Raw genomic sequence first — 19,150 nt, 5'->3', positions numbered from 1 at the left:
TTAAAGATTACGCAAAACAAACACACTCATGAAATACGATATTATTGTAATTGGATCAGGACCTGGAGGATATATTGCAGGAATTAGAGCTTCACAATTAGGAAAAAAAGTAGCACTTGTTGAAAAATATTCAACTTTAGGAGGAACGTGTACAAATGTAGGTTGTATTCCATCAAAAGCTTTGTTAGATTCATCACATCATTTTTATGATGCAACTCATCATTTTGAAGAACATGGTATTTCTGTAGAAAATCCATCTTTCGATTTTGGTAAAATGATTGGTCGTAAAGATAAAGTTGTAGAAACTACAACTGGTGGAATTAAATACTTAATGGACAAAAACAAGATTGATGTTTATGAAGGTTTAGGTTCTTTTGAAGATGCTACACATATAAAAGTTACTAAAAATGATGGTTCTTCAGAAATAGTTGAAGGAACAAACATTATTATAGCAACTGGTTCAAAACCATCTACATTACCTTTTATCTCTCTTGATAAAGAACGTATAATTACATCTACAGAAGCTTTAAAATTAACTGAAGTACCAAAACATTTAATCGTTATTGGTGGTGGAGTTATTGGTTTAGAGTTAGGTTCTGTTTATAAGCGTTTAGGTGCAGATGTTACCGTAGTAGAATATGCTCCGAAAATTACACCTACAATGGATGCTGATGTTTCTAAAGAACTTACCAAAGTTTTAAAGAAACAAGGTATTAAATTCGCAGTGAGTCATGGAGTTACTGCTGTTGAAAGAAATGGTGATGAGGTTACTGTAAAAGCAACCAACAAAAAAGGAGTTGAAGTAGAATTTAAAGGAGACTATTGTTTAGTTGCAGTTGGTAGAAAAGCATATACTGAAGGTTTAGGTTTAGAAAAAGTTGGTGTAGAAGTTAATGAGCGTGGGCAAGTTGCTACAAACGATCATTTACAAACTAACATTTCTAATATTTTTGCAATTGGTGATGTTGTTGCTGGTGCAATGTTAGCTCACAAAGCGGAAGAAGAAGGTGTTGTAGTAGCAGAATATTTAGCTGGTGAAAAACCACATATTGATTATAATTTAATTCCTGGAATTGTTTACACATGGCCAGAAGTTGCTGCTGTTGGTAAAACGGAACAAGAATTAAAAGATGCTGGAGTTGATTATAAATCAGGTAAATTTTCTATGAGAGCTTTAGGTAGATCTCGTGCAAGTGGAGATATTGATGGTTTTGTGAAGATTTTAGCTGATAAAAATACGGATGAAATTTTAGGAGTTCACATGGTTGGTGCACGTGTTGCAGATTTAATTATGGAAGCTGCAGTTGCTATGGAATTTAGAGCATCTGCTGAAGATTTATCTAGAATTTGTCATGGTCACCCAACATATGCTGAAGCTGTAAAAGAGGCTGCAAAAGCTGCTTGGGATGGTAAACCTTTGAATGCTTAAAATAAGATAACATACTATTTAAAAAATCTCGAAATAAAATTTATTTCGAGATTTTTTTATTTTCATCAATAGCTTCTAAAGCTGTGTAATCTAATTTCCACCCAATTGTTTCTACTAAACTCTCTATTAATAAAATAGCTTCTAAAGCTTCCTTATTTGCAAGTTCAATTAAATTGCTATTCGGTATTTTATTTAAGACATATTCTTTAGCTTCCTTATTTAAAGCTGATAAATCTTCTGTATCAAACTTGTTTAAATAACCATTTTGAATATCATAAAACTTAGTATCTGTTTCTATTGATAAAACTTCTGGTGATGGAAAATCCGATAAAACAATTTCCTTTTTCTTAATATCTGAATGCATTTTTATTTTCCTGAAATCGAAACCAATGTGTGCTTTTGCAGTAATTAAAATAATTGCTTTTTTCTTACTTACAATGCTTCCCCAAAATTTCTCTTTTGTGTTTTCATGATGATAAATTTCTGAGAAATCACCTTCAACAGTAATCAATTTTGATACTTTTCTAATTTTATCTAACAAAATAACGGATTGTTTTTTTGTTAAACTTTTTTTGTTTGATAAAGAGAATTTCTTAGAGATAAGATATGAAATTCCTAAACCACTAATTAATCCTAAAATAATTAATTCCATTTTGTAAAGATAGTATAGAATAAATAAAAGCAAACTTTGTGCCAATGCTTTTTCTTTTTACAAAGTTTCTTATTTTTATGCCATGAAAAAAATTGCTATCGTATTTTTTACTTTCTTCATTTGTTTAAATTTAATCAGTCAAGAAAATACAAACCCAAAATCGCAACCTTCTAACTTTTTATCGAAGTCTTATTATAGTATTAATTTCGGGGGAATCTTTTATCCATTTTCTAATGGAAATTTAATTGACGGCTACTCAAGTGAATCTTTATCTAGAAATTATTTTTCTGGAAGAATGTTATTAGGTTATAAAATTCAACCAAATTTAGCAGTTCAATTTGGTACAATAAGACCTGCAGCTTGGTTTAAATACGATAATGTAAATGGTATTGGTTATGAAAATAGCGTTTGGATAAATGCTTGGTCATTGTCATTAAAGAAAAACATAAACCTAAATAAAAAGCTTTCTATTTATGGTGAAGCTGGTATTGCAAACGTTACAAGAGTTGGGTTTTCAATAAACGAAAAAGTAATTTATGCTAATGCTCATTATGCAAGTTTACTATATGGTTTTGGATTCAATTATAAGTTAAATGAAAAATGGCGTTTAAATTTATTCGGAACATTTTTACCAAAGTCAACAAAAGAAAATCAACCTTCTATTTCTCAAGTTTCTTTTGGTTTTGAATATCATCTTAATAAATTATCCAAAGAAGTCGTTGAGAAACACGAAAATAACGGACATTTCTTTCCCAAAAACATGGTTCAAGTTAGTTACGGAACAAGCAAAATTGGTTTTGGCGCAAATCGTTTTTTCGGAATGAGTTTAAAGGTTGGTAACTTCGAAAGTTTTGGAGTTCCTGTGTTTTGGGTTGGAGAAGTGAAAGCTGAAAACTCTGTTTCTGTAACGTATCAAAGATTGGTTTTTAGAACAGAAAAGATTTTTTCTTTAGATTGGGGAGTAAGTGTTACCGCTTTTAATACAGAAGCAACCAATGAACAAGTATTGGCTTTTTCTATTTTTCCAACAATGCGTTTTTATTTTTTGAGAAGAAAAGGGTTTGATATGTATGCAAATTACTCATTAATAGGACCAACATTGTTAACAAAAGGAAATTTAGATAATTTAAATGCAGGTCCTAAAATCACGTATCAAGACACAATGGGTTTAGGTATTTTCTTCGGAAAAAAGAGAAGCTATAATGCAGAACTTAGAATTATGCATTATTCTAACGGTAATATTTTTCCGCAAAACGCGGGAGTTGCAGTTCCAATTCAGTTTACGTTAGGAAAAACATTTTAAACTTCTTCAAATTCTAAAGAAATGATTATTTCAAACCAATAAGAATCGTATTTTTGACGAAAATATGCAAAGAACAATTCGCACTTTTTCTGTTGATGATATCATTGAATTCAAGAACAATTTATTGTCTTGGGCGCAACAGTTTGAAACTGTACTTTGGTTAGATTCGAATAACTATCATCAAAAGTATTCTAGTTTTGATGGTGCTTTGGCTGCGGATGATTTTACATCGATAAAAACAGATCATTACAATGCTTTCGAAAAGCTAAAAGAATATCAAACCATTACCAAAGATTATATTTTTGGTTATATGACCTATGATCTTAAAAATGATGTTGAAAGACTTTCTTCATCAAATTTTGATGGTTTAGAGTTTCCTGATTTATATTTCTTTCAACCTAAGAAACTAATTTTCATCAAAGGAAATGATGTTGAATTTCATTATTTAAGAATGGTTGATGATGAAATTGAAAGCGATTTTGAAATTATTCAAAAATTTAAAGATTTAAAGATTGAAGAATTAGGTTTCGACTCCGCTCAACCAGACATTCAACAAGAAAACATCAAAATAAAACTACGAATCCACAAAGATGAATATCACGCTAAAGTAACCAAGGTTTTAGAGCATATTCATAGAGGAGATATTTATGAAGCCAATTTCTGTCAGGAATTTTATGCTGAAAATTCGACGATAAATCCTGTTGAAGTTTACAAACACCTCAACCATATTTCTGAACCTCCATTTGCTTCTTTTTTAAAGTTAGACGACAAGTTTGCCTTGTGTGCTTCACCAGAAAGATATCTTAAAAAAGAAGGAACAAAAATAATTTCTCAACCCATAAAAGGAACCGCAAAAAGATTGATAAGCGAATTTGATGACGCTCAATTAGCTTTAGATTTACAGCGTGATGAAAAAGAGCGTGCAGAAAATGTAATGATTGTAGATTTAGTTAGAAACGATTTATCTAAAACAGCCAAAATAGGAAGTGTAAAAGTTGAAGAATTATGTAAAGTATATTCTTTTAAACAAGTACATCAATTAATATCTACAGTAGTTTCTGAAGTTGAAGAAAACACACATCCTATAGACATTATTCAAAGTACGTATCCAATGGGAAGTATGACAGGAGCTCCAAAGGTTTCTGCTATGAAAATCATAGAAAATCTAGAAGAAACGAAGCGTGGTTTGTATTCTGGAACGATCGGGTATTTTACACCAGATAATGATTTCGACTTTAATGTAATTATAAGAAGTATCTTATATAATGAAGAAAAAAAATACATTTCGTATTCTGTTGGTGGCGCAATTACAGCAAAATCTATTGTAGAAAAAGAATATGAAGAGTGCTTGCTAAAAGCAAAAGCAATGAAGTATGTTTTACTGAATTCTAAGTAAATTAGATTTTTTATATTTATAAAAAAAAGAAAAATGATTAAGTTTTGGGCTTCTAAAAACACTAAAAACCTTGATATTGTTTTAATTGATGAAAGCAATATTTACAAGGGAAAAATTAAAAACGAAGATTTAAATAACTTCTCTAAGCAAGTAGAAAACAATAAAGTTCCTGAAGGATTATTTGGTATTCCTTTTCCCTATATAACTAGAATTGAAAGTCAAGAAGGCAAAAAAGATATTAAAGTATATTTCAATAGTGATTCTGAGGAAGAACTGATTTCTAAAAATTCAGAAATAAAAAAAGAAATATTTAATTATTTAAAAGAGGTGATTCCTAATATGAATTACACTAAAAAAACACCTTCTTTTTTTAAATATGTAAAACCTCAATTATTTGCCATATTATTTACTACAATTATATTTTTATGGTCATTATATTATGCCATTCAAATCGAAAGCGGTGCAGAATATGTGCTTGAAGGAAGAGCAGGTTTACTAGCTTTAATTTTTACAATTGGCTTGTTAGGTGTTGTAAAGGTTGTACTTTTATTCATTTCCTTAATAGGAATTATAGTTTATTCTTTAATTAGAAAAAATAAAACGAGATCAGAAATAGAACAATTAAATAGATTTAATAAATGATCATAAACCAAGAAGAACTTTTTCAAAAAACTTTAGAGAGTTTAGAAGAAAAACCAACAGAACAAAATATGTTTAACATGTTTTTAAAGCTGTACCCAAAAGAATGGAAAGCTTTAAAAGTTACGTTTTCTAAATTTAACAGAAGTAAACAATTTGGTAGAACGATTCCTTTAGCAAAGCCTGAAGTTTCTATCAGAAAAGACATTCGTGTTTGGTTGAGTAAACAATAGAATTAATGTCTGATTTAATTTCATTTATTTTAGAAATTTTCCTTGAAATTAAGTATTGGATAAAACATGGAAAACAACGTAAACACGAGAAGGAAAACAACCTTCCAAAAAGTGTTGTTTGGGCTCCTTATACAAAACAATTTATAATCATTTTTATAATTTTTATTCCTGTTTGTTTTGTGTTTATTTTTTTTAATTCTATTGGAGAAAATGAAAAAAACACTAAAAAAAGAATAATGAAGGTTTCTAATTTATTAGAGGCAGAAAAGAAACAATTTGGAAAATATCCTTCAGAATTAAAAAATATCATCAGAAATAATCCATTGAGAAAAAATATAGAAATAGATTCTTGGAAAACTACTTTTGTGTATACTACTTCTAATGATAGAAAAAGTTACCAATTGATTTCTTTAGGAGGAGATCGAAAACTAGGTACAAAAGATGACATTTTACACTCTTCTAAATAAAATAGTAGCAACACATTTAAAAATAGTATTTTTGAAGTACAAATGCTAGAAAAACTCACAAATCACATCAACAAGAATCTTCCTTTTTTAAAGGATAAAAAACTATTAATCGCCATTTCTGGCGGAGTAGATTCTGTGGTTTTAACACATCTTTTATCAACATTAAATTTTGATATATCTCTTGCGCATTGCAACTTTAATCTTCGCGGAAAAGAAAGTGATTTAGATGAAGAGTTTGTTGTGAATTTAGGAGAAAAACTAAACCTCAACGTTTTCAAAATTCAGTTTAATACAGAAGAGTTTGCGAAAGAAAATAAGCAATCTACACAAATTGCAGCAAGAGAATTGCGTTACAATTGGTTTCAAAAATTAATTGAACAAAATTCTTTTGAATACGTTTTAACAGCACATCATGCAGATGATAATTTAGAAACTTTTCTAATTAATTTAACGCGTGGTTCTGGTTTAGATGGTTTTACAGGAATCCCTGAGATTAACGGAAATATTGTTCGTCCGCTTTTAAAGTTTTCTCGTGAAACAATTTTATCCTTTGTAAAAGAAAATAATATCAATTGGAGAGAAGATAAAAGTAACGCATCAACAAAATACATCAGAAATAAAATAAGACATAACGTGCTTCCTGTTTTAAAAGAAATCAACCCGAGTCTTTTAGAAACGTTTGCAAAAACAACAGAGCACTTAAAAGAAAGTCAGCAAATTATTGAAGACCGTATTGAAAAGGTAGCATCAGAAGTTATTCAAAAAGATTTCTCGACTGCGCTCGAAATGACAAAAATTAATATTGAAAAAATCAATCAACTTTCTAATCCGAAAGCGTATTTATATCAACTTTTAAAAGAATATAATTTTACAGAATGGAATGATGTTTATCAATTACTTTCTGGGCAATCTGGTAAACAAGTTTTATCTAAAACACATACTTTATTAAAAGATAGAGACTTTTTATTGCTGTCTGAAATAGATTTCTCGGCTGCGCTCGAAATGACATTTCAGATACAAAAAAACACATCTGAAATTACAGCACCAATTCATCTTAAACTTGAAGAAGTACAAGAAAAATCAACAGAAAATAAACAAACCATTTATGTTGACAAACAGGATTTAGTTTTTCCTTTAAAACTAAGAAAATGGGAAAATGGCGATTTTTTCTATCCTTCAGGAATGACAGGTAAAAAGAAATTAAGCAAGTATTTTAAAGACGAAAAATTCTCGCTTTTAGAAAAACAAAATACTTGGTTGCTTTGCAATAAAAATGGAGATATTATTTGGGTTGTTAATCACCGACAAGACAACCGTTTTTTAGCAAAAGAAGCATCTAACAATCTTTTTAAACTTTCCTTGATTCAATAACTCAAAGGTTTTGTATCTTTAAATCTTCAATCTAATAACACCCTATTTATGAAAAACTTATGGCTTCTTGTTGCGCTTGTAACAATCGTCTCTTGCACACCAGAAAAGAAAGTAGATTACACTATTATTACTGGTAAAATTGAAAATGCTAAATCTAATAAAGTCACTATTTTTAGTGCATTTGATAGAGATGCTAAAATTGAAATAACTTTAAAGGAAGATGGTACTTTTAAAGACACTTTAAAAATGGATACAGATTTTTATATCTTTCGTCAAGACAGAAATTTAACAGAGATTTTTGCTCCTAAAAATGGTGATTTAAGAATTGAATATGATGCAATAAAGAAAGATTCTACGATGCAATTAATTGGTAGTTTAAGCGCTATTAATACGTACATACTTAATAAAGAATCGGTTTCAAAAGCTACTAGAGGAGATCAAAAAGAAATGTTTTTAAAAAATGAAGAAGATTTTAAAGAACATCTTTTAAAAATAAAAACAGCTCAAGAAGATTTATTATCAAAAGCAAACGGAATTTCTGATGATTTTAAGACGAGTGAGCTTAGGAGTATCAATTATGAGTATTTATCATTTTTAAGTAATTATCAAACTTATCATGGTTATTATATTAAAGATAAAACTTTTAAAGCTTCAGAAAACTCTTTAAATGAATTGAAGACTGTAGGTTTAGAAAATGAAAAAGATTTTCTTTTTTCGCAAAGTTATAGAAGTGTTGTAAGCTCTATAGTGCGTAATAATGCCAATGAATTGGTTAAAAAAGATTCTATTACAGATGATATTGCTTATTTAAAAACGGTTTCAAAAATAAAAAACGACATCATTAAAAATAAGTTATTGTTTGACGATGCTAAATACGGAATTACGTACACTGAGAATTTAGAAGAATACTATGCTCTTTATTCTAAAAATTCTACAAATGAAGAAAACAATAAAAAAATTGCAGAAGCATACAAAAAATTAAAAGCTCTTTCTAAGGGAAGTCCGTCTCCAAAATTTGTGAATTATGAAAATAATGCTGGCGGAAAAACTTCTTTAGATGACTTAAAAGGAAAATACTTGTACCTAGATATTTGGGCTACTTGGTGTGGACCTTGTATTGCAGAGATTCCTTCTTTAATAAAGTTAGAAAAAGAATTTCATAGTAAAAACATTGAGTTTGTAAGCATTTCCATTGATAGAATAAAAGATCATGAAAAATGGAAAAAGATGATTATTGATAAAGAACTAAAAGGAATACAGTTGTTTGCAGATAATAATTGGGATTCTCAATTTATTAAAGATTATCTGATAAAAGGAATTCCGCGTTTTATATTGATAGATCCACAAGGAAATATCATTAATGCAAATGCACCAAGACCTTCAGATGAAAAATTAGTAGAGACATTAAAATCTTTAAAATTATAAGTTCATCTTATTTTAATATTCAGAAAACCTTCAATAAAAAATTGGAGGTTTTTTTGTGTTTAAAAGGCTCAAAAAAAACAAGGAGCAACAGAAATTAGATATTTGATAAAATTTAAGTGTAATTTATATCGTTTTCGTAAATAAATCAATGATTATTCATTAAAAGGTAGGTTCAATCACTTCTGTTTTTTGTAATTTTATTCCCGTAAAAGCAATATAAAATGAACAACTTACCTAAGTTAGATCGATTTAATGAAAACGTACTGTCTAAATATCAAATTTATAACAGTATTTTCACAACGCTACCTTTTGACACTATAGATGATACTGGGGTATTATTACCACTTTTGCATAAAGTTTGTGAAAAAGGTTTTGAATTAGAAAAAAATCCTACAGAAATTGTAGATCATTTTTTTGAAAAATATCAGGAAAATCCAACTGAAAAAGAAAAAACAGATTTACTTTTTCGTTTTATTCAATTTATAGAACGTCAAGTAGTATTGTTTGATGCTGTAGAAGATGCTGCTTACCCAGTAATAAATAATATGAATGGATTTGGAACACTTAGAAATTCTAAAGACGCTGCATATCTTAACAATAAGAAAGACGAATTAAAAGCCCATTTAGAAGATTTTAAAGTTCGTATTGTGTTAACTGCGCATCCAACTCAATTTTACCCAGGTTCAGTTTTGGGTATTATTACAGATTTAGATAAGGCGATACAAAAGGATGATTTATTACTCATCAGAAAGTTATTAGCTCAACTAGGAAAAACTCCTTTCTATAAAAAAGTAAAACCATCCCCTTTTAATGAAGCTGTAAGTTTAATCTGGTATTTAGAGCATGTATTTTATCACTCTATACCAAAAATTTACAATTACATTCAACATCATATTTACGATGGTAAACCAATAGAAAATGAAATTATTGATCTTGGTTTTTGGCCAGGTGGAGATAGAGATGGAAACCCATTTGTAACTACAAAAATCACATTAGATGTTGCAGAAAGATTGCGTCAAACAATTTTAAAAAGCTATTACAGAGATGTAAGACGTTTAAAAAGACGTTTTACTTTTGATGGTGTTCAAGAAATTTTAGCAAGAGTAGAAAAAAGATTATACAAGCATGTAATTAGAAGCTATGTTGAAATTAACTTTTCTCAAAAAATTCTTTTAGAAGAATTATATGCTGCAAGAGAAATTATTGTAAACGAACATCAATCTTTATTTGTTGAGGAGTTAAATGATGTAATCAACAAAGTTAGAATTTTTGGTTTCCACTTTGCAACATTAGATATTAGACAAGATAGTAGAGTGCATCACCATGCATTTGTACAAATTGTAGAAGACTTACAAAAAACTGGAGATACAACGTTCCCTAAAAATTATTTAAGTCTTTCTGAAGAAGAACAAGTTGAGGTTTTATCTGTTGTAAAAGGTAAAATTGATCCAAGTATTTTAACGGATGAAGATTCTGTTAAAACCATAGAATCTATTTACGCGTTAAAAGAGATTCAACATAGAAATGGAGAGCGTGGAGCAAACCGTTACATTATTAGTAACAACCAAACTGCTTTACACGTAATGGAAACATTTGCAATGTTAAACTTATGTGGTTTTGAAAATGAATTACCTGTAGATGTAATTCCGCTTTTTGAAACTGTAGAAGATTTAGAAAACGCAGAAGAAGTAATGAGAACTTTATATTCTAATAAAGTTTATAGATATCACGTATCTAAAAGAAAAGACAAACAAACGATTATGCTTGGTTTCTCTGACGGAACAAAAGATGGTGGTTATTTAATGGCAAACTGGGGAATCTTTAAAGCAAAAGAAGCTTTAACAAGAATTTCTAGAGAATTTGACATTGAAGTAATTTTCTTTGACGGACGTGGTGGACCACCTGCACGTGGAGGAGGAAAAACACACCAGTTTTATGCTTCTTTAGGCCCAACAATTGAAGATAAAGAAATTCAATTAACAATTCAAGGACAAACAATTAGTTCTAATTTTGGTACTGAAAATTCTTCTCAATATAACTTAGAACAATTAATAAGTTCTGGTATTAAAAACGAAGTTTTTACCAAAGATCAGTTAAATGATAAACATAGAGATTTAATAGATGATATGGCAGCAACAAGCTACCAAACCTATGTAGATTTCAAAAATCATGATAAATTTTTACCGTATTTAGAAAAAATGAGTACGTTAAAATATTATGCAAAAACCAATATTGGAAGTAGACCAAGTAAGCGTTCTAATTCTGATACGTTAGATTTCTCTGCACTTAGAGCAATTCCTTTTGTAGGAAGTTGGAGTCAGTTAAAACAAAACGTTCCTGGTTTTTATGGAGTTGGAACTGCATTAAAAAAATATGAAGACGCTGGTAGATTTGATGAAATTATTGAATTTTACAATGCTTCAGATTTCTTTAGAACACTGTTAGAAAATAGTATGATGAGTTTAACAAAATCTTTCTTCGGATTAACATCTTACATGGCAGATGATGAAGAGTTTGGAGAATTTTGGAAATTGATTTTTGCAGAATACGAAACAACTAAAAGATTACTTTTAAAGCTTACAGGAGAATCTGAATTGATGGAAAACTTCCCAGTAGGAAAAGCATCCATTGTAATGAGAGAAGAAATTGTATTGCCTTTATTAACAATACAACAATTTGCTTTAAAGAAAATTCAAGAACTTCAAAAAACGAACGGAAGCCAGAAAGATATTGAAGTTTATGAAAAAATGGTAATGCGTTCTTTATTTGGAAATATTAATGCAAGTAGAAATTCTGCTTAAGGTTTTATTTATCAAATAATTACAGTATATTTATAAAGTAATAATTCGTACTATGAAAAAATACGCTTCTTTACTTTTAACTTTATTTGTTGGTAGTTTTTGTTTTTCACAACAAAAAACTACCAACAATAATTTTATTCCAGTTAGTATATACACAACTTCTTTTTCGGTTAAAACAGACATTAACCCTTCTTATGCTTCTCTTAAGAAAAATTTAAACTTCAAAAATTATTATAAATTTTCTACTATTTCTTTTGAAGATATTGACAGTGGACAATTTTTAATTTCTGATAAAAATCTCAGTACAAAGGCTACAATATTCATCTATGACGATTACAAAAGTTATAGAGATGAAAATCTTCTAAAAGGCTTTTTACAGAAGTACGATCCTACAAGATGGGATCCTTGCAACTTCAGACAAGCCAACATCAATTAATTTTCTTTATCTTTAAAGAAAAAAAATGCTTGTTAAAGTCTATGGTTCTGCCGTTTTTGGTATAGAAGCCACCACAATTATTGTAGAAGTAAATATTGATAAAGGTATAGGCTATCATTTAGTCGGTTTACCAGATAACGCTGTTCGTGAAAGTTCCTATCGGATTTCTGCCGCTTTAAATAACAATAGTTACAAACTTCCTGGTAAGAAAATCATCATTAATATGGCGCCTGCTGATATTAGAAAAGAAGGTGCTTCTTATGATTTAACTTTAGCTGTAGGGATTTTGTCTGCTTCTAATCAAATAAAGTCAGACAAGATTGATGAGTATGTAATTATGGGCGAACTATCTTTAGACGGAAGTTTACAACCTATAAGAGGCGCTTTACCTATTGCCATAAAAGCAAGAGAAGAAGGTTTTAAATATTTAATTCTACCAAAAGAAAACGCTAAAGAAGCTGCAATTGTAGATGAGTTGGAAGTTTTAGGTGTAGAAAATATTCTGGAAGTAATCAATCATTTTAATGGTGATCAAAAAATTGAACCCACTATTGTAGATACAAGAGCTGAATTTTATAAAAACATCGATTTCCCAGAGTTTGATTTTTCTGATGTTAAAGGGCAAGAATCTATAAAACGTTGCATGGAAATTGCTGCTGCAGGTGGACATAATATTATTTTGATTGGTCCTCCAGGATCTGGAAAAACAATGTTAGCGAAAAGATTGCCTTCTATTTTACCTCCGATGACTTTACACGAAGCTTTAGAAACCACAAAAATTCATTCTGTGGTTGGTAAAACTAAAAAAGAAGGATTGCTTTACCAACGTCCTTTTAGAAGTCCTCATCACACAATTTCGAATGTAGCACTTGTTGGTGGAGGACAATATCCAAGACCAGGAGAAATTTCTTTGTCTCATAATGGTGTTTTATTTTTAGATGAATTGCCAGAGTTTAAAAGAGATGTTTTAGAAGTTATGCGTCAACCTTTAGAAGATAGAGAAGTTACTATTTCTAGAGCAAAGTTTACAGTTACATATCCAAGTAGTTTTATGTTGGTAGCAAGTATGAATCCTAGTCCTTCAGGATTTTTTAACGACCCCAATAGCCCGATGACATCTTCTCCACAAGAAATGCAACGTTATTTGAGTAAAATATCAGGGCCTTTGTTAGATAGAATCGACATTCATATTGAAGTGACTCCTGTTCCATTTTCAAAACTATCCGAAGAAAGAAAAGGAGAATCTAGTGTAGATATTAGAGCACGAGTTACAGCATCTAGAGAAATACAATCTGAACGTTTTAAAGATTTTGAAAACGTACATTATAATGCACAAATGAGCGTAAAGCAGATTCGTGAATTTTGTAAATTATCTGAAGAAAGTAAAACACTTTTAAAAACTGCGATGGAAAAATTAAACCTTTCTGCAAGAGCTTATGACAGGATTTTAAAAGTATCTAGAACAATCGCAGATTTAGCAAATTCTAAAGATATTACTCCTGATCAAATTGCAGAAGCAATACAATATAGAAGTTTAGATAGAGATGGTTGGTTGGGTTAAAAACCTAACCTTTCTTTCTTTTTAAATAGATGTTATATATTAAACCTAGCATTATAAGAAAGATACCTAATAAGGTCCATAAGTTATAAACTTCATCAAACCAAAAAGCACCAATTATAATCATAAAAACAACTTCTAAATACTTTAAAGGAGCAATTACATTTGTTTCATGAGATTGTAATGCTTTTGTCATATACAATTGACCAAAATACCCAAAAACACCTAAACTCAGTAGAAGTAACCATTCTGTTAGATTGGGAGTTTTCCAATGATTAATAGACATTATACCTCCAAAAACGAAAGCCATTACCATAAAATAATTAATAATAACTAATGGGTTTTCTGAATTTCCAATTTTACGAATCACAACAAATATTAAACCTAAAAATACTGCTGATAGTATTATAAAAAACAACCCTAGAGAATGCATGTCTGTGCCAAATCCTTTTATAATTAAAACACCTATAAAAGCAATTAAAAACAACACCCACTGAATAGGTTTCACTCTTTCTTTTAAAAATATTAAAGCAAAAATCGCAGCAAAAATGGGAGAAGTATATCGTATTGAAACAGCTGTACCAACTGCTAAATAATTTAATGATTGAAAGAAGCACGTTAAAGAGATTACACCAAAAAGTCCTCTTAAAAACAACCACTTTTTATTGTTTCCTAAAATTGGAATTTTAGCTTTTAAAATTAACGGAATCGTAAACATTAAAGTCCCTATAGATCTAAAAAAAACAATTTGGTACGCATGAAATGCACCTAAATATTTTACAACAGCATTCATTAAAGAAAAAGCGATTACGCTAATTATCATATAAAGTATTGCAGTAGAACTTTTCATAAATGCTTATTTAGTTTTGGGCAAAAATAGTATTTTTAAAATTGGTTAACCAGTTTGATTTTAGATATTCTAAAAACTCCAGTTTTTATAACTGCTAGATTTTTCTAAGGTATCTTCGATAGAATCGTCTAATTCTTTAAAGAAATCGATACCTGTTAACGCTTCTATTTTATCTACAGAAACTACAAATTTGTACAAAGGCAAGTTTGATTCTTTATGAGGCATTAAAAAAGCCAACATTTTAATGCTACCGTTTGTTTTGTCTAAGATTACTTTATAAAATTGTTCTGGTACAGAAACAGATTCGCTACCAATTGTTTTTAAATTATTTTCTAAAACACCACCTGTAATTACAAAAATACCATCGTTTTTCTTTGCCCAATAACGTACTTTCTGTTCTAAACGATTCCAAATGCCTGCGTTAAACTGATGTTCTTGCGGACTAATATTACTTGTTAAAAAGGTTTCGTCATGTGCCGACTTTGCAAAACGTCTGTCTCCTGCCGGACATAAATGCCCTTTATCGAAACCAGACTTTTTATAATTACGCCAATGTGCCGCTTTCGTTTTTACAGCATTGTCTATTTGAAAATAAGGTCTTTTGTGGTTTGTTTTACTTAAATGTGCAGTTTTTAACTCGTAAGCAACCCATTCTGCTTGTTCGTGTTTTTCACTATATGATAACGAGTAATTTTCATGATGTACAACTTGATTAGTAGTACTTGTTGGTAAAAAATACTGGTTTGTTATTGCTTTTGGTGTTTTACCTGCTTCTATTAGAACGCCTTCTTCATTAGAATTTAAAAATTGTTCGTAACCATAAACTGCAATTAAAATAACTACAGAAATTATAGAAAGCAATGTTTTTTTCTTCAAAATAGATTTTTTTAGTATTCTTGATTGCTGCAAAGATATAGAAGTAAAAAAATAGAATCTACTTTTTTAAAATACTCTTTACAATCTTTAGGTGATGCTTTGTATGTGTATCCATAAAACGGAAAACTCTCTTCTTATTTATATGTCCGAATAATGGATGTCTGAAATAAGCATTGTCTTCTAAATTATTAATTCCTTTTATATGTTGTCTTGCTTCTGCTAATTGTGAAACAATTGCTGAATCTAAAATTACTTCTGGTGGTTTTACATATTTTGGTGCTTTCGCTTTTCCTCTTGGAAAAAAACCAATTTTAAGACATATTTTTCCGATGAAGGTAAAGTTATTTCTGAATAATGTTGGATCTGAAGTTTCCATACTTTTTGCCACAGCATTTAACACTTTTAAACTGTGATCTAAATGCCATGCAACATCAGCTTTAGAAATAGTTACATCTACACTTTTACTATGTGGAATATAACTTTCTAAAGTTTTTAATCTGTTTTCTAAAGTTGAAGTATTTACGGTTTTCATTCAGGATTTATTTTTTTGAAAGGTACTTAAAATTGATGAAACTCTTTTTATGATTAAAGAATCGATCGCGTTAAGGATTGAACGGTTTGTTTGAGCTCTTTTTGTTTTTTCAACAAAAAAGCGAGTAGTGAAAGCCTGTTAAAACGCCCAAAAAGATAAAGAGAGATTCCTCAATAGTTTATCTTGAGCGAAGTCGAAAGACCTAAAAAGGCTCATTTCGGAATGACAGAAAATGAAAAAAGCAGAAATGACAGACAAAGAAAAACCCTTTCAAATGAAACTGAAATAAATTCAGCTCAAGTGAAAGGGTTTTTGAGTTTTAATATTTGAGATTCCTCAATCGACTAAAAAGTCTCATTTCGGAATGACAATTATTTAGTATCTATAGTGTTCTGGCTTAAAAGGACCTTCTACTGTTACACCAATATATGATGCTTGATCTGGTCTTAATTCTGTAAGCTCAACTCCTATTTTTGCTAAGTGTAAGTTTGCTACTTTTTCATCTAAATGTTTTGGTAACATATACACGTCGTTTCCGTAAGCATCTCTGTTAGTCCAAAGTTCTATTTGAGCCAAAGTTTGATTTGTAAATGAGTTAGACATTACAAAACTTGGATGACCTGTTGCACAACCTAAGTTTACTAAACGTCCTTCTGCTAAAAGAATAATATCGTTTCCGTTGATGTTATATTTATCAACTTGTGGTTTAATAGTATCTTTTGTATTACCATGGTTTTTGTTTAACCAAGCCATGTCAATTTCGTTATCGAAATGTCCAATATTACAAACGATTACTTTGTCTTTCATTGCTTCGAAATGACGACCTTGAATAATATCTTTGTTTCCTGTAGTTGTAATAATAATATCAGAATTACCAACAACAGTTTCTAAACGCTTCACTTCAAAACCATCCATTGCTGCTTGTAAAGCACAAATAGGATCGATTTCTGTAACCGTTACAATAGAACCTGCTCCTTTAAAAGAAGCTGCTGTACCTTTACCAACATCACCATAACCACAAACAGTTACACGTTTACCTGCTAACATAATATCTGTTGCTCTACGAATTGCATCTACTGCAGATTCTTTACAACCATATTTATTATCAAATTTAGATTTTGTAACAGAATCGTTTACATTAATTGCTGGCATTGGTAAAGTTCCTGCCTTTACTCTATCATACAATCTGTGAACTCCTGTTGTAGTTTCTTCTGATAAACCGTTGATTCCTGCAGCTAATTCTGGATAACGATCCAAAACCATGTTTGTTAAATCTCCACCATCATCTAAAATTAAGTTTAATGGTTTTTTATCTTCTCCAAAGAATAAAGTTTGTTCTATACACCAATCAAATTCTTCTTCACTTAATCCTTTCCAAGCGTAAACAGCTGTTCCTGTTGCAGCAATTGCAGCAGCAGCTTGATCTTGTGTAGAAAAAATATTACAAGAACTCCAAGTAACTTCTGCTCCTAAAGCTTGTAAAGTTTCAATTAAAACTGCAGTTTGAATTGTCATGTGTAAACAACCAGCAATTCTAGCACCTGCTAATGGTTGAGAATCTCCATATTCTTCTCTCAAGCTCATTAACCCAGGCATTTCAGCTTCTGCCAATTTAATTTCTTTTCTTCCCCAATCAGCTAAAGAAATATCTTTAACTTTGAAAGGTACGTAAGCTGTATCTTTACTCATAATTATGTATATTTATATTCTAATTTTTTCGAACTGCAAAGTTACGACATCCATTTTAAAAAAGTATGCCTCTTTACAAAAGTTTAACGATTGATGAAAAAACGAAAGTTCTAATCTGGAAGATTGAAGAATCTTTTAATGTTTTAAACACGAACGTTTTACTTTCTGATAAAAGCCAGATTCGTTTAGATAGTATGAAATCTGAACTACACCAAAGAGGTTTTTTGAGTGTACGTCATTTACTAAAAGAAGCTGGTTATTCTGATGCTGATTTAGTTTATGATGAATTTGGAAAACCGCATTTAAAAGACGGAAAGCATATTTCTATCACACATTCTTTTACTTTTTCTGGTATTATTGTTTCTGATAATAAAACTGTTGGAATTGATATTGAAAAACAGCGTGATAAGATTCTGAAAATTGCACATAAATTCACACAAGTTGAAGAATACAAAACCATTGCAAATGCGGATGCTTTAATTAGTAAATTAACGATTGTTTGGGGCGCAAAAGAGAGTTTGTATAAAATTTATGGAAAGAAAAAACTGCATTTTATAGATCATATTTATATTGAGGACTTCTCTTTTGAGGATGAAAAAACAACTGGAGAAATTCGTTACAACGGAGATACATTACCTTATAATATTCACTTTTTAGAGTTTGAAGGTTTTACGTGTACGTATGCTTATTAATTAAGTTGCAATAATTTTTAGAAAACAAAATTCGTATTTTCGCAATTGTGAATATTTACCAAAACATTTTATCAGCAAAAAAGGTACGCAGGAAACTGTTAGCAGTTTTAATAGATCCTGAGAAAATTGATCTTAAAAATATCCCTTCTTTTTTTGAGAAAGTGCATCAATCTATTACTACGCATATTTTTGTTGGCGGAAGTACCGATGATAACAATCAAACAGAAAACGTAGTTACTGCAATTAAAAAGGCAACTCATTTACCTGTTATTCTTTTTCCTGGTGATGTTTCACAAATCTCAAAAAAAGCAGACGGAATCCTATTTTTGAGTTTACTTTCTGGCAGAAACCCTGAGTATTTAATTGAGCAACAAGTTAAGGCTGCACCTATTTTAAATAATTCAACTTTAGAGATTTTACCAACGGGTTATATTTTAATCGATGGAGAAACAGCAACGGCAACTCAAAGAGTCAGTAATACAAAACCAATTGCTCAAGAAAATTCAGAATTAATTTTAAACACAGCTTTAGCGGGTCAATTTTCTGGAAAAAAATTAATCTATTTAGAAGCTGGTTCTGGCGCGACGAAGGTCGTCTGCCAAGAAATTATAAAAGAGGTTTCTGATAATTTGAGTATTCCTTTAATTGTTGGTGGAGGAATTCGTTCTAAAAAACAACTCAAAAATGCTTTTAATTCTGGCGCAGATTTAGTAGTTATTGGAACTGCTTTTGAAAACGATGAAACTTTTTTTGAGGATTTAAAAAAATAAAACTTCTCCTTCTCAGTTTTTTATCATTTCA

General features: G+C 30.0%; 18 protein-coding genes. 13 read left to right on the top strand and 5 right to left on the bottom strand.

Features of this window, described 5'->3' with window-relative positions; genetic code table 11:
- Window positions 1–28 precede the first annotated feature (28 nt).
- Entirely contained in the window at window positions 29–1,429 is a 1,401-nt protein-coding gene (lpdA, locus tag BTO07_RS13360; protein ID WP_087521707.1) for a dihydrolipoyl dehydrogenase, read from the top strand.
- Window positions 1,430–1,469: 40 nt separating this feature from the next.
- Here the strand turns inward: lpdA and BTO07_RS13355 are convergent, their stop codons facing one another.
- Complete coding sequence (locus BTO07_RS13355) at window positions 1,470–2,081, bottom strand: DUF4230 domain-containing protein (protein WP_087521706.1); 612 nt, start codon at window positions 2,079–2,081, stop codon at window positions 1,470–1,472.
- 82 nt (window positions 2,082–2,163) lie between these two features.
- Between BTO07_RS13355 and BTO07_RS13350 the strand changes: the two genes are divergently transcribed.
- The 10 genes from BTO07_RS13350 to BTO07_RS13305 all read left to right on the top strand — a co-directional run bounded on the left by BTO07_RS13350 (window position 2,164) and on the right by BTO07_RS13305 (window position 13,713).
- A complete protein-coding gene (locus tag BTO07_RS13350; RefSeq protein ID WP_087521705.1) occupies window positions 2,164–3,384 on the top strand; it encodes an acyloxyacyl hydrolase in 1,221 nt (406 codons plus the stop codon).
- 64 nt (window positions 3,385–3,448) lie between these two features.
- Window positions 3,449–4,780: an anthranilate synthase component I family protein gene (locus BTO07_RS13345; protein ID WP_087521704.1), complete on the top strand. Its 1,332-nt coding sequence runs from the start codon at window positions 3,449–3,451 to the stop codon at window positions 4,778–4,780.
- 33 nt (window positions 4,781–4,813) lie between these two features.
- Window positions 4,814–5,422 carry a hypothetical protein gene (locus BTO07_RS13340; RefSeq protein ID WP_087521703.1) on the top strand — a complete coding sequence of 203 codons (609 nt, stop codon included), beginning with the start codon at window positions 4,814–4,816 and terminating at the stop codon, window positions 5,420–5,422.
- Window positions 5,419–5,652, top strand: a complete 234-nt coding sequence (locus tag BTO07_RS13335; protein ID WP_087521702.1) for a hypothetical protein — start codon at window positions 5,419–5,421, stop codon at window positions 5,650–5,652. The genes BTO07_RS13340 and BTO07_RS13335 overlap by 4 nt, the downstream gene beginning before the upstream one ends.
- Window positions 5,653–5,657: 5 nt before the next feature.
- The gene (locus tag BTO07_RS13330; protein WP_087521701.1) at window positions 5,658–6,119 is read left to right on the top strand and encodes a type II secretion system protein GspG; all 462 of its coding nucleotides are present in this window, start codon (window positions 5,658–5,660) and stop codon (window positions 6,117–6,119) included.
- A 42-nt stretch (window positions 6,120–6,161) separates the two neighbouring features.
- On the top strand, window positions 6,162–7,490 hold the full coding sequence (gene tilS, locus BTO07_RS13325; RefSeq protein ID WP_087521700.1) for a tRNA lysidine(34) synthetase TilS: 1,329 nt from the start codon (window positions 6,162–6,164) through the stop codon (window positions 7,488–7,490).
- A 48-nt stretch (window positions 7,491–7,538) separates the two neighbouring features.
- Window positions 7,539–8,915, top strand: coding sequence for a TlpA family protein disulfide reductase (locus tag BTO07_RS13320; protein WP_087521699.1), 1,377 nt, complete (start codon window positions 7,539–7,541; stop codon window positions 8,913–8,915).
- A gap of 221 nt (window positions 8,916–9,136) precedes the next feature.
- On the top strand, window positions 9,137–11,716 hold the full coding sequence (locus BTO07_RS13315) for a phosphoenolpyruvate carboxylase (RefSeq protein WP_087521698.1): 2,580 nt from the start codon (window positions 9,137–9,139) through the stop codon (window positions 11,714–11,716).
- Between the two features lie 52 nt (window positions 11,717–11,768).
- Window positions 11,769–12,152 (top strand): hypothetical protein, encoded by a 384-nt coding sequence (locus BTO07_RS13310; RefSeq protein ID WP_087521697.1) that lies wholly within the window; start codon window positions 11,769–11,771, stop codon window positions 12,150–12,152.
- A 25-nt stretch (window positions 12,153–12,177) separates the two neighbouring features.
- The gene (locus tag BTO07_RS13305) at window positions 12,178–13,713 is read left to right on the top strand and encodes a YifB family Mg chelatase-like AAA ATPase (RefSeq protein WP_087521696.1); all 1,536 of its coding nucleotides are present in this window, start codon (window positions 12,178–12,180) and stop codon (window positions 13,711–13,713) included.
- 4 nt (window positions 13,714–13,717) lie between these two features.
- On the opposite strand, the gene BTO07_RS13300 is transcribed toward BTO07_RS13305, so the two are convergent.
- The 4 genes from BTO07_RS13300 to ahcY form a co-directional block, all read right to left on the bottom strand.
- Window positions 13,718–14,560, bottom strand: a complete 843-nt coding sequence (locus BTO07_RS13300; RefSeq protein WP_335682119.1) for a DMT family transporter — start codon at window positions 14,558–14,560, stop codon at window positions 13,718–13,720.
- Between the two features lie 69 nt (window positions 14,561–14,629).
- A complete protein-coding gene (locus tag BTO07_RS13295; RefSeq protein WP_087521695.1) occupies window positions 14,630–15,436 on the bottom strand; it encodes a DNA/RNA non-specific endonuclease in 807 nt (268 codons plus the stop codon).
- Between the two features lie 58 nt (window positions 15,437–15,494).
- Window positions 15,495–15,968 carry a DUF1569 domain-containing protein gene (locus tag BTO07_RS13290; protein ID WP_087521694.1) on the bottom strand — a complete coding sequence of 158 codons (474 nt, stop codon included), beginning with the start codon at window positions 15,966–15,968 and terminating at the stop codon, window positions 15,495–15,497.
- Between the two features lie 375 nt (window positions 15,969–16,343).
- A complete protein-coding gene (gene ahcY, locus BTO07_RS13285) occupies window positions 16,344–17,657 on the bottom strand; it encodes an adenosylhomocysteinase (RefSeq protein WP_087521693.1) in 1,314 nt (437 codons plus the stop codon).
- 65 nt (window positions 17,658–17,722) lie between these two features.
- On the opposite strand from ahcY, the gene BTO07_RS13280 reads away from it, so the two are divergent.
- Both BTO07_RS13280 and BTO07_RS13275 read left to right on the top strand, forming a co-directional pair.
- Window positions 17,723–18,349, top strand: a complete 627-nt coding sequence (locus BTO07_RS13280) for a 4'-phosphopantetheinyl transferase family protein (RefSeq protein WP_087521692.1) — start codon at window positions 17,723–17,725, stop codon at window positions 18,347–18,349.
- A 44-nt stretch (window positions 18,350–18,393) separates the two neighbouring features.
- Window positions 18,394–19,119 carry a geranylgeranylglyceryl/heptaprenylglyceryl phosphate synthase gene (locus BTO07_RS13275; RefSeq protein WP_087521691.1) on the top strand — a complete coding sequence of 242 codons (726 nt, stop codon included), beginning with the start codon at window positions 18,394–18,396 and terminating at the stop codon, window positions 19,117–19,119.
- The last annotated feature ends 31 nt before the right edge of the window (window positions 19,120–19,150 follow it).

This window comes from Polaribacter sp. SA4-12 (genome assembly GCF_002163675.1).
Classification (GTDB): Bacteria; Bacteroidota; Bacteroidia; order Flavobacteriales; family Flavobacteriaceae; genus Polaribacter.
Note: the sequence above shows the minus strand (reverse complement) of the source record. Positions and strands in the feature narration are given on the sequence as shown.